The sequence below is a fragment of the Granulosicoccus sp. 3-233 genome, assembly GCF_052681095.1.
The window spans coordinates 387078-404074 of the sequence record NZ_JBQYLE010000005.1 but is presented as its reverse complement, the minus strand read 5'-3'; the positions used below and the strand labels follow the sequence as shown (position 1 = coordinate 404074).

15 protein-coding genes and 1 pseudogene are annotated in these 16997 nt (G+C 59.8%); 7 read left to right on the top strand and 9 right to left on the bottom strand.

The window, feature by feature from the left end; translation table 11 throughout:
• The first annotated feature begins 45 nt into the window (after positions 1-45).
• From glnE to ACUNV4_RS15860, 3 genes are read left to right on the top strand one after another with little or no spacing between them, the layout of a single operon-like run.
• Positions 46-3081, top strand: coding sequence for a bifunctional [glutamate--ammonia ligase]-adenylyl-L-tyrosine phosphorylase/[glutamate--ammonia-ligase] adenylyltransferase (gene glnE, locus ACUNV4_RS15870; RefSeq protein ID WP_430879559.1), 3036 nt, complete (start codon positions 46-48; stop codon positions 3079-3081).
• Between the two features lie 38 nt (positions 3082-3119).
• Positions 3120-3371 carry a zinc-finger domain-containing protein gene (locus ACUNV4_RS15865; RefSeq protein ID WP_430879558.1) on the top strand — a complete coding sequence of 84 codons (252 nt, stop codon included), beginning with the start codon at positions 3120-3122 and terminating at the stop codon, positions 3369-3371.
• Positions 3368-4144: a 3-deoxy-D-manno-octulosonic acid kinase gene (locus ACUNV4_RS15860; RefSeq protein WP_430879557.1), complete on the top strand. Its 777-nt coding sequence runs from the start codon at positions 3368-3370 to the stop codon at positions 4142-4144. The genes ACUNV4_RS15865 and ACUNV4_RS15860 overlap by 4 nt, the downstream gene beginning before the upstream one ends.
• Here the strand turns inward: ACUNV4_RS15860 and ACUNV4_RS15855 are convergent.
• The 8 genes and pseudogenes from ACUNV4_RS15855 to ACUNV4_RS15820 form a co-directional block, all read right to left on the bottom strand.
• On the bottom strand, positions 4120-4308 hold the full coding sequence (locus ACUNV4_RS15855; protein WP_430879556.1) for a hypothetical protein: 189 nt from the start codon (positions 4306-4308) through the stop codon (positions 4120-4122). The genes ACUNV4_RS15860 and ACUNV4_RS15855 overlap by 25 nt on opposite strands.
• A gap of 155 nt (positions 4309-4463) precedes the next feature.
• Positions 4464-4661 carry a hypothetical protein gene (locus ACUNV4_RS15850; RefSeq protein WP_430879555.1) on the bottom strand — a complete coding sequence of 66 codons (198 nt, stop codon included), beginning with the start codon at positions 4659-4661 and terminating at the stop codon, positions 4464-4466.
• Positions 4662-4793: 132 nt separating this feature from the next.
• The gene (locus tag ACUNV4_RS15845; RefSeq protein WP_430879554.1) at positions 4794-6038 is read right to left on the bottom strand and encodes a 3-deoxy-D-manno-octulosonic acid transferase; all 1245 of its coding nucleotides are present in this window, start codon (positions 6036-6038) and stop codon (positions 4794-4796) included.
• The gene (locus tag ACUNV4_RS15840) at positions 6035-6946 is read right to left on the bottom strand and encodes a lysophospholipid acyltransferase family protein (RefSeq protein ID WP_430879553.1); all 912 of its coding nucleotides are present in this window, start codon (positions 6944-6946) and stop codon (positions 6035-6037) included. Before ACUNV4_RS15840 ends, ACUNV4_RS15845 begins: the two co-directional genes overlap by 4 nt.
• 11 nt (positions 6947-6957) lie before the next feature.
• On the bottom strand, positions 6958-8307 hold the full coding sequence (locus tag ACUNV4_RS15835) for a TolC family outer membrane protein (protein WP_430879552.1): 1350 nt from the start codon (positions 8305-8307) through the stop codon (positions 6958-6960).
• A gap of 9 nt (positions 8308-8316) precedes the next feature.
• Positions 8317-8979 carry a protein-L-isoaspartate O-methyltransferase family protein gene (locus ACUNV4_RS15830; RefSeq protein WP_430879551.1) on the bottom strand — a complete coding sequence of 221 codons (663 nt, stop codon included), beginning with the start codon at positions 8977-8979 and terminating at the stop codon, positions 8317-8319.
• Positions 8980-9152: 173 nt separating this feature from the next.
• On the bottom strand, positions 9153-9356 hold the full coding sequence (locus ACUNV4_RS15825) for a cold-shock protein (RefSeq protein ID WP_430879550.1): 204 nt from the start codon (positions 9354-9356) through the stop codon (positions 9153-9155).
• Positions 9357-9816: 460 nt separating this feature from the next.
• Positions 9817-11109 (bottom strand): annotated as a pseudogene (locus ACUNV4_RS15820) (DEAD/DEAH box helicase); the annotation flags it as partial.
• 236 nt (positions 11110-11345) lie between these two features.
• Between ACUNV4_RS15820 and trxA the strand changes: the two are divergent.
• The gene (gene trxA, locus ACUNV4_RS15815) at positions 11346-11672 is read left to right on the top strand and encodes a thioredoxin TrxA (RefSeq protein WP_430879609.1); all 327 of its coding nucleotides are present in this window, start codon (positions 11346-11348) and stop codon (positions 11670-11672) included.
• Positions 11673-12053: 381 nt separating this feature from the next.
• Positions 12054-13310, top strand: a complete 1257-nt coding sequence (gene rho / locus ACUNV4_RS15810; protein ID WP_430879549.1) for a transcription termination factor Rho — start codon at positions 12054-12056, stop codon at positions 13308-13310.
• Between the two features lie 104 nt (positions 13311-13414).
• Here the strand turns inward: rho and purD are convergent, their stop codons facing one another.
• Entirely contained in the window at positions 13415-14683 is a 1269-nt protein-coding gene (purD, locus tag ACUNV4_RS15805) for a phosphoribosylamine--glycine ligase (protein ID WP_430879548.1), read from the bottom strand.
• 207 nt (positions 14684-14890) lie between these two features.
• On the opposite strand from purD, the gene ACUNV4_RS15800 reads away from it, so the two are divergent.
• A complete protein-coding gene (locus ACUNV4_RS15800; RefSeq protein WP_430879547.1) occupies positions 14891-16123 on the top strand; it encodes a benzoate/H(+) symporter BenE family transporter in 1233 nt (410 codons plus the stop codon).
• Positions 16120-16995: an HpcH/HpaI aldolase/citrate lyase family protein gene (locus ACUNV4_RS15795; protein WP_430879546.1), complete on the top strand. Its 876-nt coding sequence runs from the start codon at positions 16120-16122 to the stop codon at positions 16993-16995. Before ACUNV4_RS15800 ends, ACUNV4_RS15795 begins: the two co-directional genes overlap by 4 nt.
• Positions 16996-16997 lie beyond the last annotated feature (2 nt).

Genomic DNA, 16997 nt, shown 5'->3' with positions numbered 1-16997 from the left:
CCGAACCATTCACCTTTGAAGACCAGGAAGAGGCATCGTCAGACCGTGCGCAGCGACTATTCGACACAATGGGTGACTCCTGCCGTCAAGGAGCAGGTTGAGCAGGTTCTGCAATCCCTTGAACCGGACGATGCCCAACGGGACCTGCTGCAGCGCTGGCTGCTGCTGGTCTGCGCGGCCAGCCCCTATCTGCTGCGGGTGGCTCTGCAATACCCGGCAGCCGTGCAGCGATTGTTGCAGCAGGGTGTCCTGCTGCCTGATGCGCCGTCGCCCACGCTGGAAGAGCTGCGCAGCGAAGTCCAGACCGACTGGCAGAGTGTGCTGGAGAAATCTGCCGTGACGCCGGACAGCAAGCAACGGGAAACCGCCCAGCTGCAGGTGCTGCGGCAGTTTCGGCATCGCCAGCTGTTTCGCATCCTGTGGAACGATCTCACCGGCGTGGCGGAGCTGTTCCGGACACTGGAAGATCTGTCCATACTGGCCGATGCCTGCGTCATCACCGCTGAGCAGTGGTCGCATGAGGAACTGGTCGAGCGCTTCGGCGAGCCACTTGGTGCCGATGGTCGGCCGCAGCGCCTGATCGTTCTCGGCATGGGCAAGCTGGGCGGTTACGAACTCAATGTCTCGTCCGACATCGATCTGATCTACCTGTTTGCCGATTCCGGTGAAACCACAGGGCGTGAAGGCGGCAAGGGTGTGATCGACAACTCGGAATTCTTCCGCCGACTCGGGCAGAGACTGACCCGTCTGCTCAACAATACGACCGTCGATGGCTTCGTGTACCGCGTCGATACCCGACTCCGGCCGTTTGGCGAGAGCGGGCCGCTGGTGATGAATCTCGATGGGCTGGAGAATTACTACCTGACGCAGGCGCGTGACTGGGAGCGCTACGCCATGATCAAGGCGCGTGCAATCACCGGTCTGCCGAAAGACATCGAGGATTACCAGGCACTGGTCACACCATTCGTGTACCGCCGTTATCTGGACTACAACGCTTTCGACGCCCTGCGAGATCTGAAGCGCAAGATTGCCCTGTCGGTACGGCAGAAAGGACTGAAGGACAATATCAAGCTGGGAGCCGGCGGTATTCGTGAGGTCGAGTTCATCGGTCAGGCCTTCCAGCTGGTACGCGGTGGTCGAGATACGCGACTGCGCAGCCGCTCCATCGTGGCAGTGCTCCAACAACTGGCTCATCAGAAACTGCTGGAACAGGAGGAAGTGGATGGCCTGCTGGCCGCCTATGCCTACCTGCGGCGCGTGGAAAATGCGGTACAGATGATGCGCGACGAACAGGTGCACAGCCTGCCGGACGACGATGAAGACCGACAGCGTCTGATCGCCATCATGGATGCGCCGGACTGGCAGACCTTCCAGCAGACGCTGGCAGTGCATCAGCAATGTGTCTCGGAGAGTTTCACCGGTCTGTTCGAAGTGGAAGAGGCTGTCGGCAGCAGCACGCCAGAACCCGGTGACAGCTCATCGGACGCGGCGGCCTCGGAACAGAACTCGGGACAGGCGTCCTTCGAGGTGCGCCAGGCACGTGTGGAAGAGACCTGGAGATTCATCAGTACGGCGGATGTCGACGATGAGGAACGCGGCACCGCCTTGCGCCAGTGCGGCTTCGAGCCCGATGAGGAAATGCTGAGTGCGGTGTCGGGCATCAGCCGTGGCGGTTTCTATCAGCGTCTGACAGCGGAAAGCAAGGAGCGGGTGGAGCGCGTGGTGCCGATGATCATGCTGCATTCGCTGGATACGGCGGCCCCGTCAGCGACTCTGGTGCGTTGTCTGGCTCTGGTCAGAACCGTCGCCGGTCGAAGTGGTTATCTGCAGGTGCTGGGTGACCAGCCAGCGGCCTTGGCACGACTCGTCAAGCTGTTCTCGGAGAGCCGCTGGCTGGCGAATTTCGTGCTGCGCCAGCCCATGGTCATCGACGAGCTGCTGATCGGCCCCGGCGCCGTGCTGTACCCGGACAGCGAGGCGGTGCGCACGAATGTACTGGAACAGCTGGAACGCCTGCGGGATGCCGATCTGGAGGTGCAGATGGACAGCCTGCGCCACTACAGGCAGAGCCGCGAGATGCGACTTGCCTGTGCCAGGCTCGATGGCACGCTGACCCTCATGCAGGTCAGTGACCAGCTCAGCTGGCTGGCCGAGGCGCTGATAGAGGTGGTGCTGGAGCTGGTCAAGGCACCATTGCTTGCCCGGCACGGCGCACCGCAGTGCTGTCCACACGAAGATGACGGGGCTGGTCGGCGCGATACCAGCCTGGGCATCATCGCCTATGGCAAGCTGGGTGGCCTGGAGCTGGGCTTCGGGTCCGATCTGGATCTGGTGTTCCTGCATGACAGCTGTGGCGGTTCGCAGCAGACGGCGGGTGAGAAGAGCATCGACAACTCGGTGTTCTATGCGCGTCTGGCGCAGAAATTCGTGCACTTCATGAGCACCACAACGCCCGCCGGCGTGTTGTACGACATTGATCTGCGCTTGCGCCCCAATGGCAGTTCAGGGGTGCTGGTCACTGGCGTGGAGGCTTTCGGCAACTACCAGCGCGGCGATGCCTGGACCTGGGAGCATCAGGCCCTGATGCGCGCGCGCGTGGTGCTGGGCAGCCAGTCCCTGCGCCAGCAGTTCGAGCAGATACGTCTGGGAGTCCTGGCGCAGCCCCGCTCCGAATCGGAACTGCGCGAAGCGGTGGCCAGCATGCGCGAACGCATGCGGGTTTCTCTGGGCACCAACCAGAGCGACGTCATGCATCTGAAGCAGGATGCTGGTGGGGTGGCCGATATCGAATTCATCGTGCAGTATCTGGTACTGGCGTATTCCGCCAAGTTCCCGGAACTGCTCAGCTACACTGACAACATTCGCGTACTGGACGTTGTGGAAGGGCTGCAGTTGATGGACGAAGCCGATGTTCGGCTGATGCGAGACAGCTATCTGGAGCTGCGCGATCGCCTGCACCGGCAGGCACTGCAGGAAGCGTCGTCGACAGTGCCACTGGACGATGTGCTGATCCGGCTGCGAGACGATGTCATCGAGTTGAAGACGCGCGTGCTCGGACCGGCGCCAGCGTCTATGCAGTAGACTAGCGCCCTGAATGCTTTTCACAGGTCTACAGGTTCATGCAACAGCCCAACGCCCAGACATTCGTTGAAGTCACCCGAGACGAATTGCCGATTCATTGCCCCACACCTGACAGCTCGCTGTGGAACAGTCATCCGCGCGTGTACATACCCCTGGACGATTCTCCGGAAGCCTCCTGCGCCTACTGTGGCACGGTCTATCGACTGGTTACCGAAAAGTCCGTCACAGCCGCAAGGCTTGCCGGGGATGACGGCAGTGCCGAGCGTGCGGAATCAGCACCTGACGCTTGAGCGATTCCATCGTCACGGAGTACCCTGCACGATTTCCCGGCGTCGTCTGGCGCCATTGTGCGGATTCGCCTCTGCCGTTCGACCCGATCGTCTTCGATGAGGTGCAACTGGCCCAGCGACAGTTGCTGACAGGACAGGCGGGCGCCGGCCGGGGCAATACCTTCTTCTTCACCCTGAATGACGAGCCATTGGTGTTGCGCCACTATCGCCGCGGTGGTCTGGCGCAGAAATTGAGCAGGCAGCACTATCTGTACACCGGGCTGGAGCGGACCCGGGCGATGCGCGAGTTTGCCGTTCTGGTGGAGCTTTGCCAGTTGTCATTAGCGGTGTCTCGACCCCATGCCTGCAGGGTGGTGCGGCGTGGCGCCTTCTATCAGGCGAGTCTCGTGACCCATCGCATAGACGGTCAGACTCTTGCCGAGTCACTGTCCGGCAAGGCTGGACATCGGGAGCCACAAGCACTGACGTGGAAGAATGCGGGCGACGTGATTGCCCGAATGCATGCTGCCGGTGTGCTGCACGCGGACCTCAATGCGCACAACATCCTGTTTGATGATGCGGCTCGGGTATCACTGATCGACTTTGATCGGGCGCGGCATCGCCCGCTGCCTGCCGGTGACCCGGCCAGCGGCTGGTGCCAGGCCAATATCGACCGCCTGCGCCGATCGATCCTGAAGGTGGCGGCTGATGGTGTGGATTCTGCCAGCGGATTTGCCATGCTGGAACAGCAATGGCGAGAGACCCTGCGTCAGTCGATTTCCCCGCGTTCGTAACGCAGCAGATAGTTTTTCATGAAGCGCCGGATTTCACGTGATGCGGATGTGTCCACATCCTTGCAGGCGGCCACGAACTGATCACGCAGTTCCTTGTCCAGTCGAATGACCAGCTGTGCTTCCTTGTTGCTCTTGGCCTTCTTGGTACCGTTTTCTTTGGGCATTCCGGGATCGCCTGGCTGATGTTGGCGTCACGCCAGCGGTGACGTTATCACGACTGTGCCGGTTTATGAAACGAACCTTCCATCCGGCCAGCAGGCCGGATGGCGGAGGATCAGGTCATTGGTCAACCTGATCACGGTTCAAGCAAACCGACGGCTTATTTCGCTTTCTTGGCAACTTTGCGAGCAGCCTTGCGTGCCTTGCCGTTCTTGCCTTTCTTGACGGGCTTCAGAGCAGCCTTGGTGGCTTTCTTGACGACCTTGCTCTTCTTGGACTTCACGCCAACGCTCTTGACTGCCTTGCGAGCCAGCTTCTTGGCGATGGACTTGGCTTTCTTGTTGGATACTTTTGACATGACGATTTCTCTTGTCTGATTGATGGGAGAACGAATCTTAGTGTATATACAAATGATATTCAACGTATATCGTCAGTCGGTACGTTAAATTCAGGTAATACGCCGGAGAAAGTCCGATTCGAGGCCTGCTGCTCAGTTCAGCAGCTGCAGGTAGCGTTGCAGTACCCGCCGGCTGTCTTCGGACAGTGCCAGGGCGCGTTGTCCCATGGCGCGGTAGCTCGATTGTGGATCAGCGGCGTCGAGCAGAAAGCGAATGACCTGATCGGCCGTGTCGACGACGTGAATGGCATCGGACTCACGCATCAATTGCATGACGTCATCGAAATTGCCGGTATGCGGACCGACAACGGTAGGGCAGGCGTGACGCGCAGGTTCGAGCATATTGTGTCCGCCTCGCTCGATCAGCGAGCCGCCGACGAAAGTGGAGTCTGCATGTTGATACCAGGCTTGCATTTCTCCCAGGGTATCTGCCAGATGGATTCTCTCGTCCTGGCGAGGCTGCTCACCGGCAGAACGCAGTGATACCCGAATACCCAGGGTTTGCAGATCGCGCTGAATGGCACGGCCTCTTTCCGGATGGCGTGGCGCGATGACCAGAAGCTGTTCGTCGTCGGCCTGTGCCAGCCAGGCCTCGGCCAGTTGCCGCTCTTCATCATCGTGGGTGGAGGCTGCCAGTACGTAGTCGCGTTGCAGCAGCCGATCGGCACTGTCGGGAATCGGCGAATCGGCGTACTTCAGGTTGCCCGCTACCTGTACCCGAGTGGCCTTCGCGCCCAGAGCCACGAAGCGTTCGGCATCGTTCTGCGAGCGGGCCAGCACCTGCACACCGGACAGAGCCTGTCGATAACTGCTGGCCAGCAGGCCTGTCGATTGTGTACTGGTGCGATCCGACAATCGCCCATTGACAAGGGTGAGCTCGATATTGTCATGCGCACAATGTGCATAGAGCCAGGGCCAGATCTCGGTCTCGACGATCCAGCCACGACGCGCTCGCAACTGGGCCACGAAGCGTCTGCCTGCGCCTGGGAAATCAACGGGTAGGTACTGATGCCGCAGGTCGGGAATGGCCTGTTTCTGCAGCACGGCAGCCCCGGTGGGCGTGCCCGTGGTGACCAGAAAGACCGTGTCGGGACATTGCGTCTTCCAGGCCCTGATCAGAGGCAGCACCGTCATGATCTCGCCCACCGAGGCGGCATGGACCCAGAGAGTCTCTTCAGTGTCGCGGGTGGCAGAAGAGCCGACTTCTTGCCGGTAGACGCCGAGCCGCTGCCACCAGTAACGCCAGCCACCGTCCCTGGCCGCACGCCAGGCGGTATAGGCGAGCAACAGAGGACTCAGTCCGCGTACCAGCAGCCGATAGCGCCACGGCGGTGTCATCGCTTGTAGGGGTTGGGGTGGTCAGGAGTTGGCGGCTTGAATCGCTTGTGGGCCCACAGATACTGTTCCGGTTGCGTGCGAACCTGAGCCTCCAGGTGATCGTTGACCTGCTGGGTGGCTTGGGTCAGGTCGCTGGCGTCGAGCGCCAGTGGCGGCTGGAAGGCGAAGACATAGCCGCTGCCATCCGGCTTGCGTTCGGGGATGAAGGGAATGATGGTGGCATCGGTCATGCGCAGGATGCGCGCAGTGCCACCGGTCGTCAGTACCGGCTGATTGAAGTAGCGGGTCTCGATGCCACCGTGGGAGGCGGCCACACTCTGATCGGGAGAGTACCAGACGATCTCTCCGTGCTTGAGCCGCCTGACCATCTCGCGGATCCCCTTGTTGTCGATCATGCCTTCCAGGTGGCGCGACCGGTGTTTCAGCAGATTGGCGGCGAACAGCGGATTCTTCGGGCTGTCATAGACAGCGCGTATCGGCCAGTGTGAGCCGACAACGGCCGCGCACATTTCCAGCAGGGTGAAGTGCGCCTGCAACAGGATGACTCCCTTGCCTCGGGCCAGTGCGGCATCGACATGATGCTTGCCGGTGATCTCTACCGGACTGATGTGCCGAACGGAGCGATACCAGGTCCAGGCGGTCTCGCCGATAGCCATGCCCAGATGTGCAAAGGCAGCGCGGGCCATGGTCTCACGCTCGCTGTCGGACAATTCCGGGAAGGCCAGCTGCAGATTGATCATGGTGACTCGCCGGCGACTGGCAAAGCCACGGTACATCACTCGGCCGAGACCGCGGCCGATGCGCATCACAGCCGGGTAGGGTAGCCGAGTCAGCAACCAGAAAAGAGCGAATCCCAGCCACGTCGGCCAGTGACGCGGCGCGAGGTAGTCTCGCGCTTTGAATGACAAGCGCCCGGACCCTAGTCGGACTCGGGCTCGGCCAGAAAGCGGTTGACCGACAGTAGATCGCTCTCGGACAGCGTGCCTGATGCCGCCTTCAGGTTGAGAGTGTTGATGATGTAGTCGTAGCGGGCACCGGCATAATCCGACCGAGCGCTGAAGGTGTCACGCAATGCCTGCAGCACCTCCACGGAGGTGCGCGTGCCGGCGCGGAAACCGGCTTCGGTGGCCTCGGCAGACTTGCGGGTCGATTCCAGAGCCTGGCGTAATGCCTTGACACGACTGATCGACGCCTGCACACCGCGGTAGCCATCCCGGGTCTGCTGGGTGGTGGCACGCTCCTGAGCCAGTAGCTGTTCGCCCGCTGACAGCGCCTCGGCGCGCGCCTGGGCAACCTGTGCGTTGATGCGTCCGCCGGTCAGGATGGGAACGCTCAGCTGCAACTTGATTTCTGCCACATCGGAATCGCTGCGCAGTGTCTGATCGGTCGTGTTGGACGCGGCAGTACCAACCAGATCCAGAGTCGGGTAACGACTGGCGCGCTCGATGGCGACCTGAGTGGTGCTGCTCTCCTCGGCGTAACGGGCGATCAGCAGTTCCAGGTTCTGCTCCAGGGCCTGGTCTACCCAGGCATCGATATCGGCAGGTTCCGGTGGCAGCAATGGCAGGTCGTCGGCCAGTTGCGCCAGGGATTCGGTATTCACACCACTGATCAGCACCAGTGCCTCGCGCGCTGTGGACAGCTGGTTGGAGGCAGCGATTTCCTGAGCGACGGCCAGGTCATGCTGTGCCTGGGCCGAGCGAACATCGGTGATCGGCACCAGTCCGACATCGTAGCGTCGTTCAGCCTGCTCCAGCTGACGACTGATGGCTTCCAGTTCGGACTGGCTGAACTCGACGATGGCCTGAGAGCGCAGGACTTCGAAATAGGCCGTGGCCACTCGCAGTATCAACGCCTGCCCCAGTGCAGCGTATTGTGCCTCGGCCTGCAGGACGGTGATCTCCGCCTGGTCCAGCGTCTTGCCGAAAGCGCGGTTGAACAGGGTCTGACTCAGCGACAGTGACAGCGCGGTATCCTCATAAGGGCCTTCTCCGTCATCGGCCAGGGTCGTCAAACCGGCCTCGGCGCCAAAGGCCAGCTGCGGCAGGAAAGAGGATCGGGCCGTCGGTATCAGTTGACGCGCAGCTTCCAGATCGTAACGGGCTGCGGAATACTCGGCGTCGTACTGGCGAGCCTGCTCGTAGACGTCTTCCAGATCAGTCGCACTGGCTGCACTGCTCCACAGCAGGGGCAGTGCCAGCAGGGCGGAACAGGCCAGACAGGCGGCAACTCGGGGGCGTGTCGTGCTCGGATCAATCAGTGTTTTCACAGGAATCATTCAGAAGACAAAGCGGGGAGATTCGGAGGCGAAATTGACCAGCGGGTCTACGCGGGTTTCGAACAGGCTCTCCTGGCTCCATTCCGTGTCGCGCACGCGAGTCAGCAGAATGGCTTCCATGGCCGGACTCGATTGCTCGCCGATGATGGCAAACAGGCGTCCACCGATAGCGAGCTTCCTGCGGTAGAGATCCGGGATGGAAGGGACAGCTCCGCCGAGGACGATGGCGTCATAACTGTCGCGGGCATCCCAGGGCGCCGTGGCATCCTGCTGCAGCACGGCGACATTGCTGATGCCCAGGGCCTGCAGCCGGGCAGTGGCACCCTGTGCCAGTTCCGGGATGATCTCGATGCTGTCTACCTGGCTGGCAAGCCGCGCCAGGCAGGCGGTCAGATAGCCACTACCGGTACCTATCTCCAGAACGGTGTCCGTGACCTGCAGTAGCAAGGATTGCAGCAGACGGCCGTCGACGGTCGGCTTGAACAGGGATTGGCCGTGTCCGATCGGCAGCTGGAAATCGCTGTAGGCAACGCCGGTATGGGACGGGTCGACAAAATTCTCGCGAGGGATCTGTGATAGAACATCGAGAACACGTTGATCGAGTACGTCCCAGGGGCGTACCTGCTGTTCGATCATGTTGCTGCGGGCTTGCTGTAGATCCATTGGAGTGCCAGGTAGTCTGAGATTGAATCCGAAGCGCTCGCGAAATCATCCAGCAAAGCGCCATCCGGGTCGAATTATAGGGCAAGCAGCCGCTCCAGTCGTACCATGCTGTAACAAGCTTGCTCTGTCCGTCATTCGTGAGCGGTATTCATGAATGAGGGGAGGAATACGACCTACTGTGCGATGACGCTCGTCGCCTGGGGGCCCTTGGCGCCGGCTTCGACCTCGAAGGTCACTTTCTGGCCCTCGCTCAGCGTCTTGAAGCCTTCGCCTTCGATGGCTGAAAAATGGACGAAGACATCATCGCCGCCGTCATCCTGTGTCAGAAACCCGAATCCCTTGGACTCGTTGAACCATTTGACTGTACCTGTCGCCATGTCCTTGCCTCTCGTGTTGTCGATGGAGACAGACAGGTACCTGTCTGCACAATTGCCCGTGGCGGTGCAGCTGTGCGGCGGCTGGCAATCCGGATCGATACCGACTGTCCCGGTTCAGTCTACTGCTTTTGGTGACGGGAGCCACCTTTTTTGACGTCTCGCCGATGTTCGTACAGGCGTTCTAATCCTTGTCGCCGGCCTTGCCTGCCGAGTCGGCGGGACTGGTCGTGGAGGATGTTGCGGATTCCGAGGCCGCTGCCGGTTTGCGTCGTCTGCGACGACGGCGAGGCTTGCGATTCTCTGCAGCGCCGGCATCCTGCGCCCCCGCGGCAGAGTCTGTACTCACCGTGGCCGCTGGAGCCTTGTCCTTGCCTGGCGCGGCGGTTTTCTCCGACCGTTCGGAGCGGGTGTCGCTGGAGCCGCTGCGTTTGCGGCTGCTGTTGCTGCGACCGCCCTTGCCACGGCTGTTCTGTCCGGACTTGCCACCCTTGCCGTTTCTGCCGCCCTGCGAACTGCCGACCCGATCCCGCTCGATGCGTTTGGGTGGTCTGGGTTCTATCAGTAGCTCGTCGGTGATCATTTCCAGGGGAATGCTCTGGCCGATGTACTCCTGGATTTCAGGCAGGGAAAAGGAATAGTTCTCACAGGCGAAGCTGACCGCAATTCCCTGGGTGCCTGCTCGCGCCGTGCGACCGATGCGATGCACATAATCTTCCGCCTGTTGTGGCAGGTCGTAGTTGAAGACATGGCTGACATCGTCGATGTGCAGACCGCGTGCGGCAACGTCGGTGGCAATCAGCAGCGGCAGCTGGCCGGAGGTGAAATCGGCCAGGATCTTCTGACGCTTGCTCTGCCGCACGTCGCCGGAGAGCGTGCCACAGGCGATGTCATTGCCCAACAGATAGCTTTCTATCTTCTCGGCAGCACGCTTGGTGTTGACGAACACGATGGCGCGGGCCGGTTTCAGCGTGTCCAGAAGTCCCAGCAGCAGAGGAATCTTTTCATCGGTTGCCGGCTGGTAGAGCGACTGCTTCACACCGTCCGCTGTGACACCGGTGGTCTCTGTCTTGATGGCCTCGGGGTTGTCCATGTGTTCATAGGCCAGCTCCATGACCCGATGCGACAGGGTGGCCGAAAACAACATGCTCAAACGCTCACCGGGAGGCGGCATGCGTCGCAGCAGGAATCGAATGTCGGCGATGAATCCCAGATCGAACATCCTGTCGGCTTCATCGAGCACGATGATTTCCAGTTTCTTCAGATCGAAGATCTTCTGCTTGAAGTAGTCAATCAGGCGACCCGGCGTGCCGATAAGCACATCGACACCGCCAGCCAGTTCCTTTCTCTGCTTGTCGTAATCGATGCCACCATAGACCACTGCGGATTTGAGACCGGTATGTGCGCCGAGCGAATCGGCATCTTTCTTGATCTGCATGGCCAGTTCCCGGGTGGGTGCAATGACCAGCATGCGAGGTTGATCTTTACGTCTCTCGCCTCCATCCTGTGTCAGCAGTCGGGCAAAGCTGCCGAGCAGAAAGGCGGCGGTCTTGCCGGTACCTGTCTGCGCCTGAGCGGCGATGTCCTGACCTGAAGCGATGACCGGTAGTGATAGACCCTGTATTTCGGTACAGGACTCGAAACCGAGCTCGTCGGTTGCCTGCAGCAGTTGCTCGGGCAGGCCGAGTTCGCGGAAGGTGCTGATGCCGGTGTTCTCCGGAGTGTTAGATGGTGAGTCTGCAATTGTGGTTGTCATGCGATGTGTGCGATGCGATCTGATAAAATTGAAACCCGTCGTGGGGCTGATTGTCGACCTTGCACAGACGCGCGGTGGCACGGCTGAGTGTCCTCGTTCAGCAGGGACACCTCGGACAACTCACTATAAACATTCTCGACCCGGGCTTGTAGGTATCCGGAGTCTGTCGAATTTTCCAGGCCAGTCGCGCCACTGTTGCGTGGCTGGCGCCATACATGTTTCAAGCAGAGGTGCAAATGAGCGACCATATTACTCCCATTACTGATGCGACCTTCGAAGAAGAAGTGTTGAAATCCGATACTCCGGTTCTCGTTGATTACTGGGCAGAATGGTGTGGGCCGTGCAAGGCCATTACACCGGTTCTGGAAGACGTGGCTCCTGGCTACGCCGGAAAAGTGAAAATCGTCAAGATGAATATAGACGAGAATCCCAATACACCACCCAAGTATGGCATTCGCAGCATTCCCACGCTGATGCTGTTCAAGAATGGTGCAGTCGAAAACACGAAGATCGGTGGGCTGAACAAGGCTCAGCTGACACAGTTCCTCGACGAAAACGCCTGATATCCCTTGAAGTTTCCCCATTCGAGCCTCTGCAAGGAGTGCTCGAACGGGGTGTCTGGCTTGATTTTCGCTTGTCGATCATTCAACGCCCGGAATAATCGGATCAAGACGGTTCCAGTTATTCCATCGGTTTTATCGGGAAAACGAGAATCCCGCTCCGTATCCTCGGAAAATCCACGCCAGAAGCCGGTTTGCCGGCAATCGCTGGACTCATCGACAGAAATCGTGCTAAGTTACCCACAGGACGTCTTGCTGCCCGCCATCTCCAGGCGCGCGCCACGTAACCAGTATTCTGAAATACGCCTCATCCGAGACTGATCTGCCACCCCCTGTGGCCATCCCCTTATTCGGCCTTTCTAGGCTTTCCCGCGCATTCCGTGTATGAACCTGACCGATCTCAAGAAAAAAAATCCGACCGAGCTCATTGAGCTTGCACAGACCATTGGTGTCGAGAGTGTTGCGCGTCAGCGCAAGCAGGACATGATCTTCTCGATCCTGAAGGCACAGTCGCGCAAGGGTGAGGATATCTTCGCCAACGGTGTTCTGGAAATCCTGCAGGACGGGTTCGGCTTTCTGCGTTCGGCAGACAGCTCCTACCTGGCCGGACCCGATGACATCTACGTCTCACCCAGCCAGATTCGCCGGTTTGCGCTGCGCACAGGGGACACGGTCTTCGGCAAGATCAGACCCCCGAAGGAAGGTGAGCGCTATTTCGCGCTGCTGAAGGTTGATGAAATCAATTTCAGCCCGCCAGAGCAGGCGAAGAACAAGGTCCTGTTCGAGAACCTGACACCGCTGCATGCCAATGAACGTTTCACCATGGAGCGAGGCAATGGCAGCACCGAGGACATCACCGCTCGCATCATCGATTTCGCAGCGCCCATCGGCAAGGGGCAACGTGGTCTGATCGTATCGCCTCCGAAGGCGGGCAAGACCCTCATGTTGCAGAACATCGCGCAGAGTATTGCCGCAAATTCTCCCGACTCCTACCTCATCGTGCTGCTGATCGACGAACGACCGGAAGAGGTCACCGAAATGCAACGCATGGTGCAGGGTGAAGTCATATCCAGTACGTTCGACGAACCGGCAGCACGGCATGTGCAGGTCGCCGAGATGGTCATCGAGAAAGCCAAGCGACTGGTTGAGCACAAGAAGGATGTGGTAATCCTGCTCGATTCCATTACCCGTCTGGCGCGAGCCTACAACACGGTCGTACCGTCATCGGGCAAGGTACTCACCGGTGGTGTCGATGCCAATGCCTTGCACCGTCCCAAGCGATTCTTCGGTGCGGCACGCAACATCGAAGAGGGCGGCAGTCTGACGATCATTGCCACGGCACTGGTCGATACCGGTTCCAAGATGGACGAAGTCATCTACGAGGAATTCAAGGGAACGGGCAACATGGAACTGCACCTCGACAGACGCATTGCCGAAAAGCGTGTTTTCCCGGCCATCAACATCAATCGTTCCGGCACACGTCGTGAAGAACTGATGATGGATCCCGAAGAGCTGCAGAAGACCTGGATTCTGCGCAAGTTCATCCATTCCATGGATGAGATCGAAGCCGTTGAATTCCTGCTCGGTCGCTTGCAACAGACCAAGACCAATAACGAATTCTTCGACTCGATGAAGCGCTGAACCGCGCTGCAGGCTGATCGCCGAGTTGCCGGGCAGGCGACTCGAGGCGATCGGTCAGACTCATCCGACCGGCGTCTGGCCGGATGAGTGCAACCTCACCGGTTCTACAATGCCCGGTGACCAATGTCGCGACGATAGCGACACCCTTCCCAGAAAATACAGGCTGCACCGAGTTCGGCGCGTTGCTTGGCCTGCGCCAGGGAATCACCGGTCGCTGTCACACACAGAACTCGACCACCGGCTGTCACCAGCTGCTGATCTACCAGTCGAGTGCCTGCGTGAAAGACCTTGCATTGTCCGGATTCGGCATCCTCGATGCCACTGATGGGTTTGCCGTGACTGCTGCCGGCAGGGTATTCGCCAGCTGCCATGACGATGCCGATGGCACTGCCTTCACGCCATTCGATGGAGGCTTCGGGCAATGAGCCATCTACCGCGTGGTCCAGCAGTGGCAGGAGATCGCTCTGCAGTCGCATCATCAGCGGTTGTGTTTCCGGATCGCCGAGTCTTACGTTGTATTCGACAACCCTTGCCTGTCCCTGCTTGTCAATCATCAGGCCGACATACAGGAAGCCGGTAAACGGCATGCCTTCATCGGCCAGTGCATTGATGGTCGGTTGAACGATGTCCTTCATGACATGGGTATGCACCGCATCGGTCACGACGGGTGCCGGCGAGTAGGCTCCCATGCCGCCGGTATTGGGGCCCGTGTCACCTTCATCACGTGCCTTGTGGTCCTGGCTGCTGGCCAGTGCCAGGCAGTCGCGACCGGAGACGACGGCAATGAAGCTCGCTTCCTCGCCGGCCAGAAACTCTTCGATGACAAGTTGTGCACTGGCTTCGCCGAACTGGCCGCCCAGCATGGATTCAACCGCTGTCAGGGCTTCCTGCTTGTCCTGCGCCACGACAACACCCTTGCCGGCAGCCAGACCGTCCGCCTTGATGACGATGGGGGCACCGTGCTTTTCGATGAATGCCTGTGCAGCATCGAGCTCCGTGAAGGTGTCGTAGGCTGCCGTCGGGATGTTGTTGCGTGCCATGAAATCCTTGGCGAAGGCCTTGCTGCCTTCCAGCCGGGCCGCTGCCTTGTGCGGGCCGAATATGCGCAGATCGTGAGCGCTGAAATCATCGACAATACCGGCCACCAGCGGGGCCTCCGGGCCGACCACGGTCAGGTGGACATCCTGGGTGAGAGCGAAATTGCGCAGTCCGTCGATGTCCGACACCTCCAGTGGTACCTGGGTGATCTTGGCGTCGTGCAACATGCCGGGGTTGCCTGGCGCCACACTGATACGCGACACCTCATGAGATTGCGCGAGTTTCCATGCCATCGCATGTTCGCGCCCACCACTACCGATCAAAAGAATATGCATGGCCAGTTGAGAACTCAAAAGCGTTATTCTAGCTTGGAAGAAAGATGAAATGCCGAATTGTCATGTCCGGACTGCCGGGCGTGTGCACAGATCAGCTCGTTGCCCCTTGCAGACAGGGCATGGCAGCGCGTCGATCGAGCACTGGCAGTCCAGCGCCTGAACGCAAGAGGCTATCGCAGACGATTCGCCTTTTTCACGATATCCCTGATGACTGAACTCACTTTATCTGCCGGTGGCGAACAACCTGCCGGCAAGCGTCTGGACGATGCGTCCTGGAAAGCCTTTGGCACCGGTGTGCTCGGTTCCATCGTCGGTTATACCTGCTCTTTTGCCATCGTGCTGCAGGGGCTCCGCTCGGCGGGGGCCACGGAAGCGCAGGCCATCTCCGGACTGGTTGCTCTGTCCATCGGTATGGGCATATCCGGCATCGTGCTGGCATTTCGCTTCCGCATGCCGGTAAGTGTGGCCTGGTCGACACCGGGTGCTGCACTGTTGATCGCATCGGGCGATACCCTGGGCAGTGTCAACGAGGCCATAGGCACCTATCTGTTCAGCGCGGTTCTGCTCATGATTGCAGGCTGGGTCAGACCTCTGGGCCGACTGATAGAGGCCATTCCTGCCAGTCTGGCCAATGCCATGCTGGCAGGTGTCCTGTTGCCCATCTGTCTGGCACCGGTTCATGCGCTGGCCTACGATGCCTGGCTGGCCATGCCGCTGTTGCTGACCTGGTGGTTGGTAGGCCGCGTCAATCGATTCTTCGCTGTGCCTGCTGCATTGCTGGTTCTGCTGCCATTGGTGGCCTGGCGTCTGGGCTTGCCGGATGACTTGATCACGCAACTGCGCGCCAGCCTGATACCGCATGTCGAATTCATCAGGCCGGTATTCGACCCTCAGGCACTGATCAGCATCGGTATTCCGTTATTCGTGGTGACCATGGCATCGCAGAACGTTCCGGGTGTGGCGATACTCAGAGCCCATGGCTACAAACCCAAGGCAGGCCCGCTGATTCTCAACACGGGCTTCTTTTCCCTGCTGAGCGCACCTTTCGGTGCTCTGGGTATCAATCTCGCGGCATTGACCGCAGCGATGCTCTGCAGCGAGGATGCGCATGAAAACCCGGAAAGGCGCTACTGGGCCGCCGTGTTTGCAGGCATCTCGTATCTGGGATGGGGAATGATCACCGGTGTCATGGGGCTGTTCATTGTTCTGGTGCCAGCAGTACTGGTAGAGGCCATTGCCGGTCTGGCATTGCTGGGCTCGTTCTCCGCGGCACTGGCAGCGGCTCTGGCGGATACCCGGCAGCGGGAGGCATCGGCCATCACCTTTCTGTTTGCCGGGTCGGGGCTTGCATTCATGGGTGTGGGTGGCGCTTTCTGGGGCTTGTTGGTCGGAGCATTGATGTACCTGTTGGTCGATTATCAGAAGGGGAGAAAAGCATGAGTCAGGTGGATTGCCGATCGGCCTTGTATATGCCGGCATCGGTGGAGAAGGTGCTGGCCAAGGGGCCTGTGTGTGCAGCCGATGCGGTCATACTGGATCTGGAGGATGCGGTCGCGCCGGAATCCAAGGGCAGGGCGCGTGAGCAGGCCGTCACGGCATTGACACAATACGACTATGGATATCGGCTGCGCGGCTTGCGAATCAACGCGGCTGATACCGCCTGGCATCAGGAGGATGTGGCAGCGGTGGCACGCAGTCGACCCGACGCCGTGGTGCTGCCCAAGGTGGAAAGCGTGGACGATATACGTCGTCTGAGTCAGGCACTGGATGCATTGCCTGACACCGCGGATATTGCCGTGTGGGCAATGATGGAGTCGCCACTGGCGATACTCAATGCGCAGACCATAGCGCAGAGTGCCGGGGAGTACCCACGCCTGTCCATGCTGATCGTTGGCAGTAACGATCTGGTGCGTGAGGCCGGCATGCCGATGGGGCAGGACAGGACTCTGCTGGTGCCGTGGTTGATGACTCTGGTGGCCGCAGCCAGGGCATATGGCCTGCAGATACTGGATGGTGTCTTCAATGATTTCTCGGATAATGCAGGCCTGGAGAGAGAGTGTCGGCAGGGTGTGGCCATGGGGATGGATGGCAAGACCCTGATTCATCCATCGCAGATTGTCACCTGCAACAAGCTGTTTGCCCCGTCTGATGAGGCCCTGGACGAGGCGCAAGCCATCGTTGATGCCTTCCGCGATCCACACAATGCCGAGGCGGGTGTCGTGCAGGTTCGAGGAAAGATGGTGGAACGGCTGCACCTGGACATGGCGCTGCAGCTGCTGGCACGGTCCGAACGTCTGGCCGGGCGAGGCTGAGC

Coding starts and splice junctions, on each gene's coding strand:
- ACUNV4_RS15865 (WP_430879558.1), top strand. CDS start 3,120: ATGCAACAGCCCAACGCCCAGACATTCGTTGAAGTCACCCGAGACGAA.
- ACUNV4_RS15855 (WP_430879556.1), bottom strand. CDS start 4,308: ATGCCCAAAGAAAACGGTACCAAGAAGGCCAAGAGCAACAAGGAAGCA.
- ACUNV4_RS15850 (WP_430879555.1), bottom strand. CDS start 4,661: ATGTCAAAAGTATCCAACAAGAAAGCCAAGTCCATCGCCAAGAAGCTG.
- ACUNV4_RS15845 (WP_430879554.1), bottom strand. CDS start 6,038: ATGACACCGCCGTGGCGCTATCGGCTGCTGGTACGCGGACTGAGTCCT.
- ACUNV4_RS15830 (WP_430879551.1), bottom strand. CDS start 8,979: ATGGATCTACAGCAAGCCCGCAGCAACATGATCGAACAGCAGGTACGC.
- ACUNV4_RS15825 (WP_430879550.1), bottom strand. CDS start 9,356: ATGGCGACAGGTACAGTCAAATGGTTCAACGAGTCCAAGGGATTCGGG.
- trxA (WP_430879609.1), top strand. CDS start 11,346: ATGAGCGACCATATTACTCCCATTACTGATGCGACCTTCGAAGAAGAA.
- rho (WP_430879549.1), top strand. CDS start 12,054: ATGAACCTGACCGATCTCAAGAAAAAAAATCCGACCGAGCTCATTGAG.
- purD (WP_430879548.1), bottom strand. CDS start 14,683: ATGCATATTCTTTTGATCGGTAGTGGTGGGCGCGAACATGCGATGGCA.
- ACUNV4_RS15800 (WP_430879547.1), top strand. CDS start 14,891: ATGACTGAACTCACTTTATCTGCCGGTGGCGAACAACCTGCCGGCAAG.
- ACUNV4_RS15795 (WP_430879546.1), top strand. CDS start 16,120: ATGAGTCAGGTGGATTGCCGATCGGCCTTGTATATGCCGGCATCGGTG.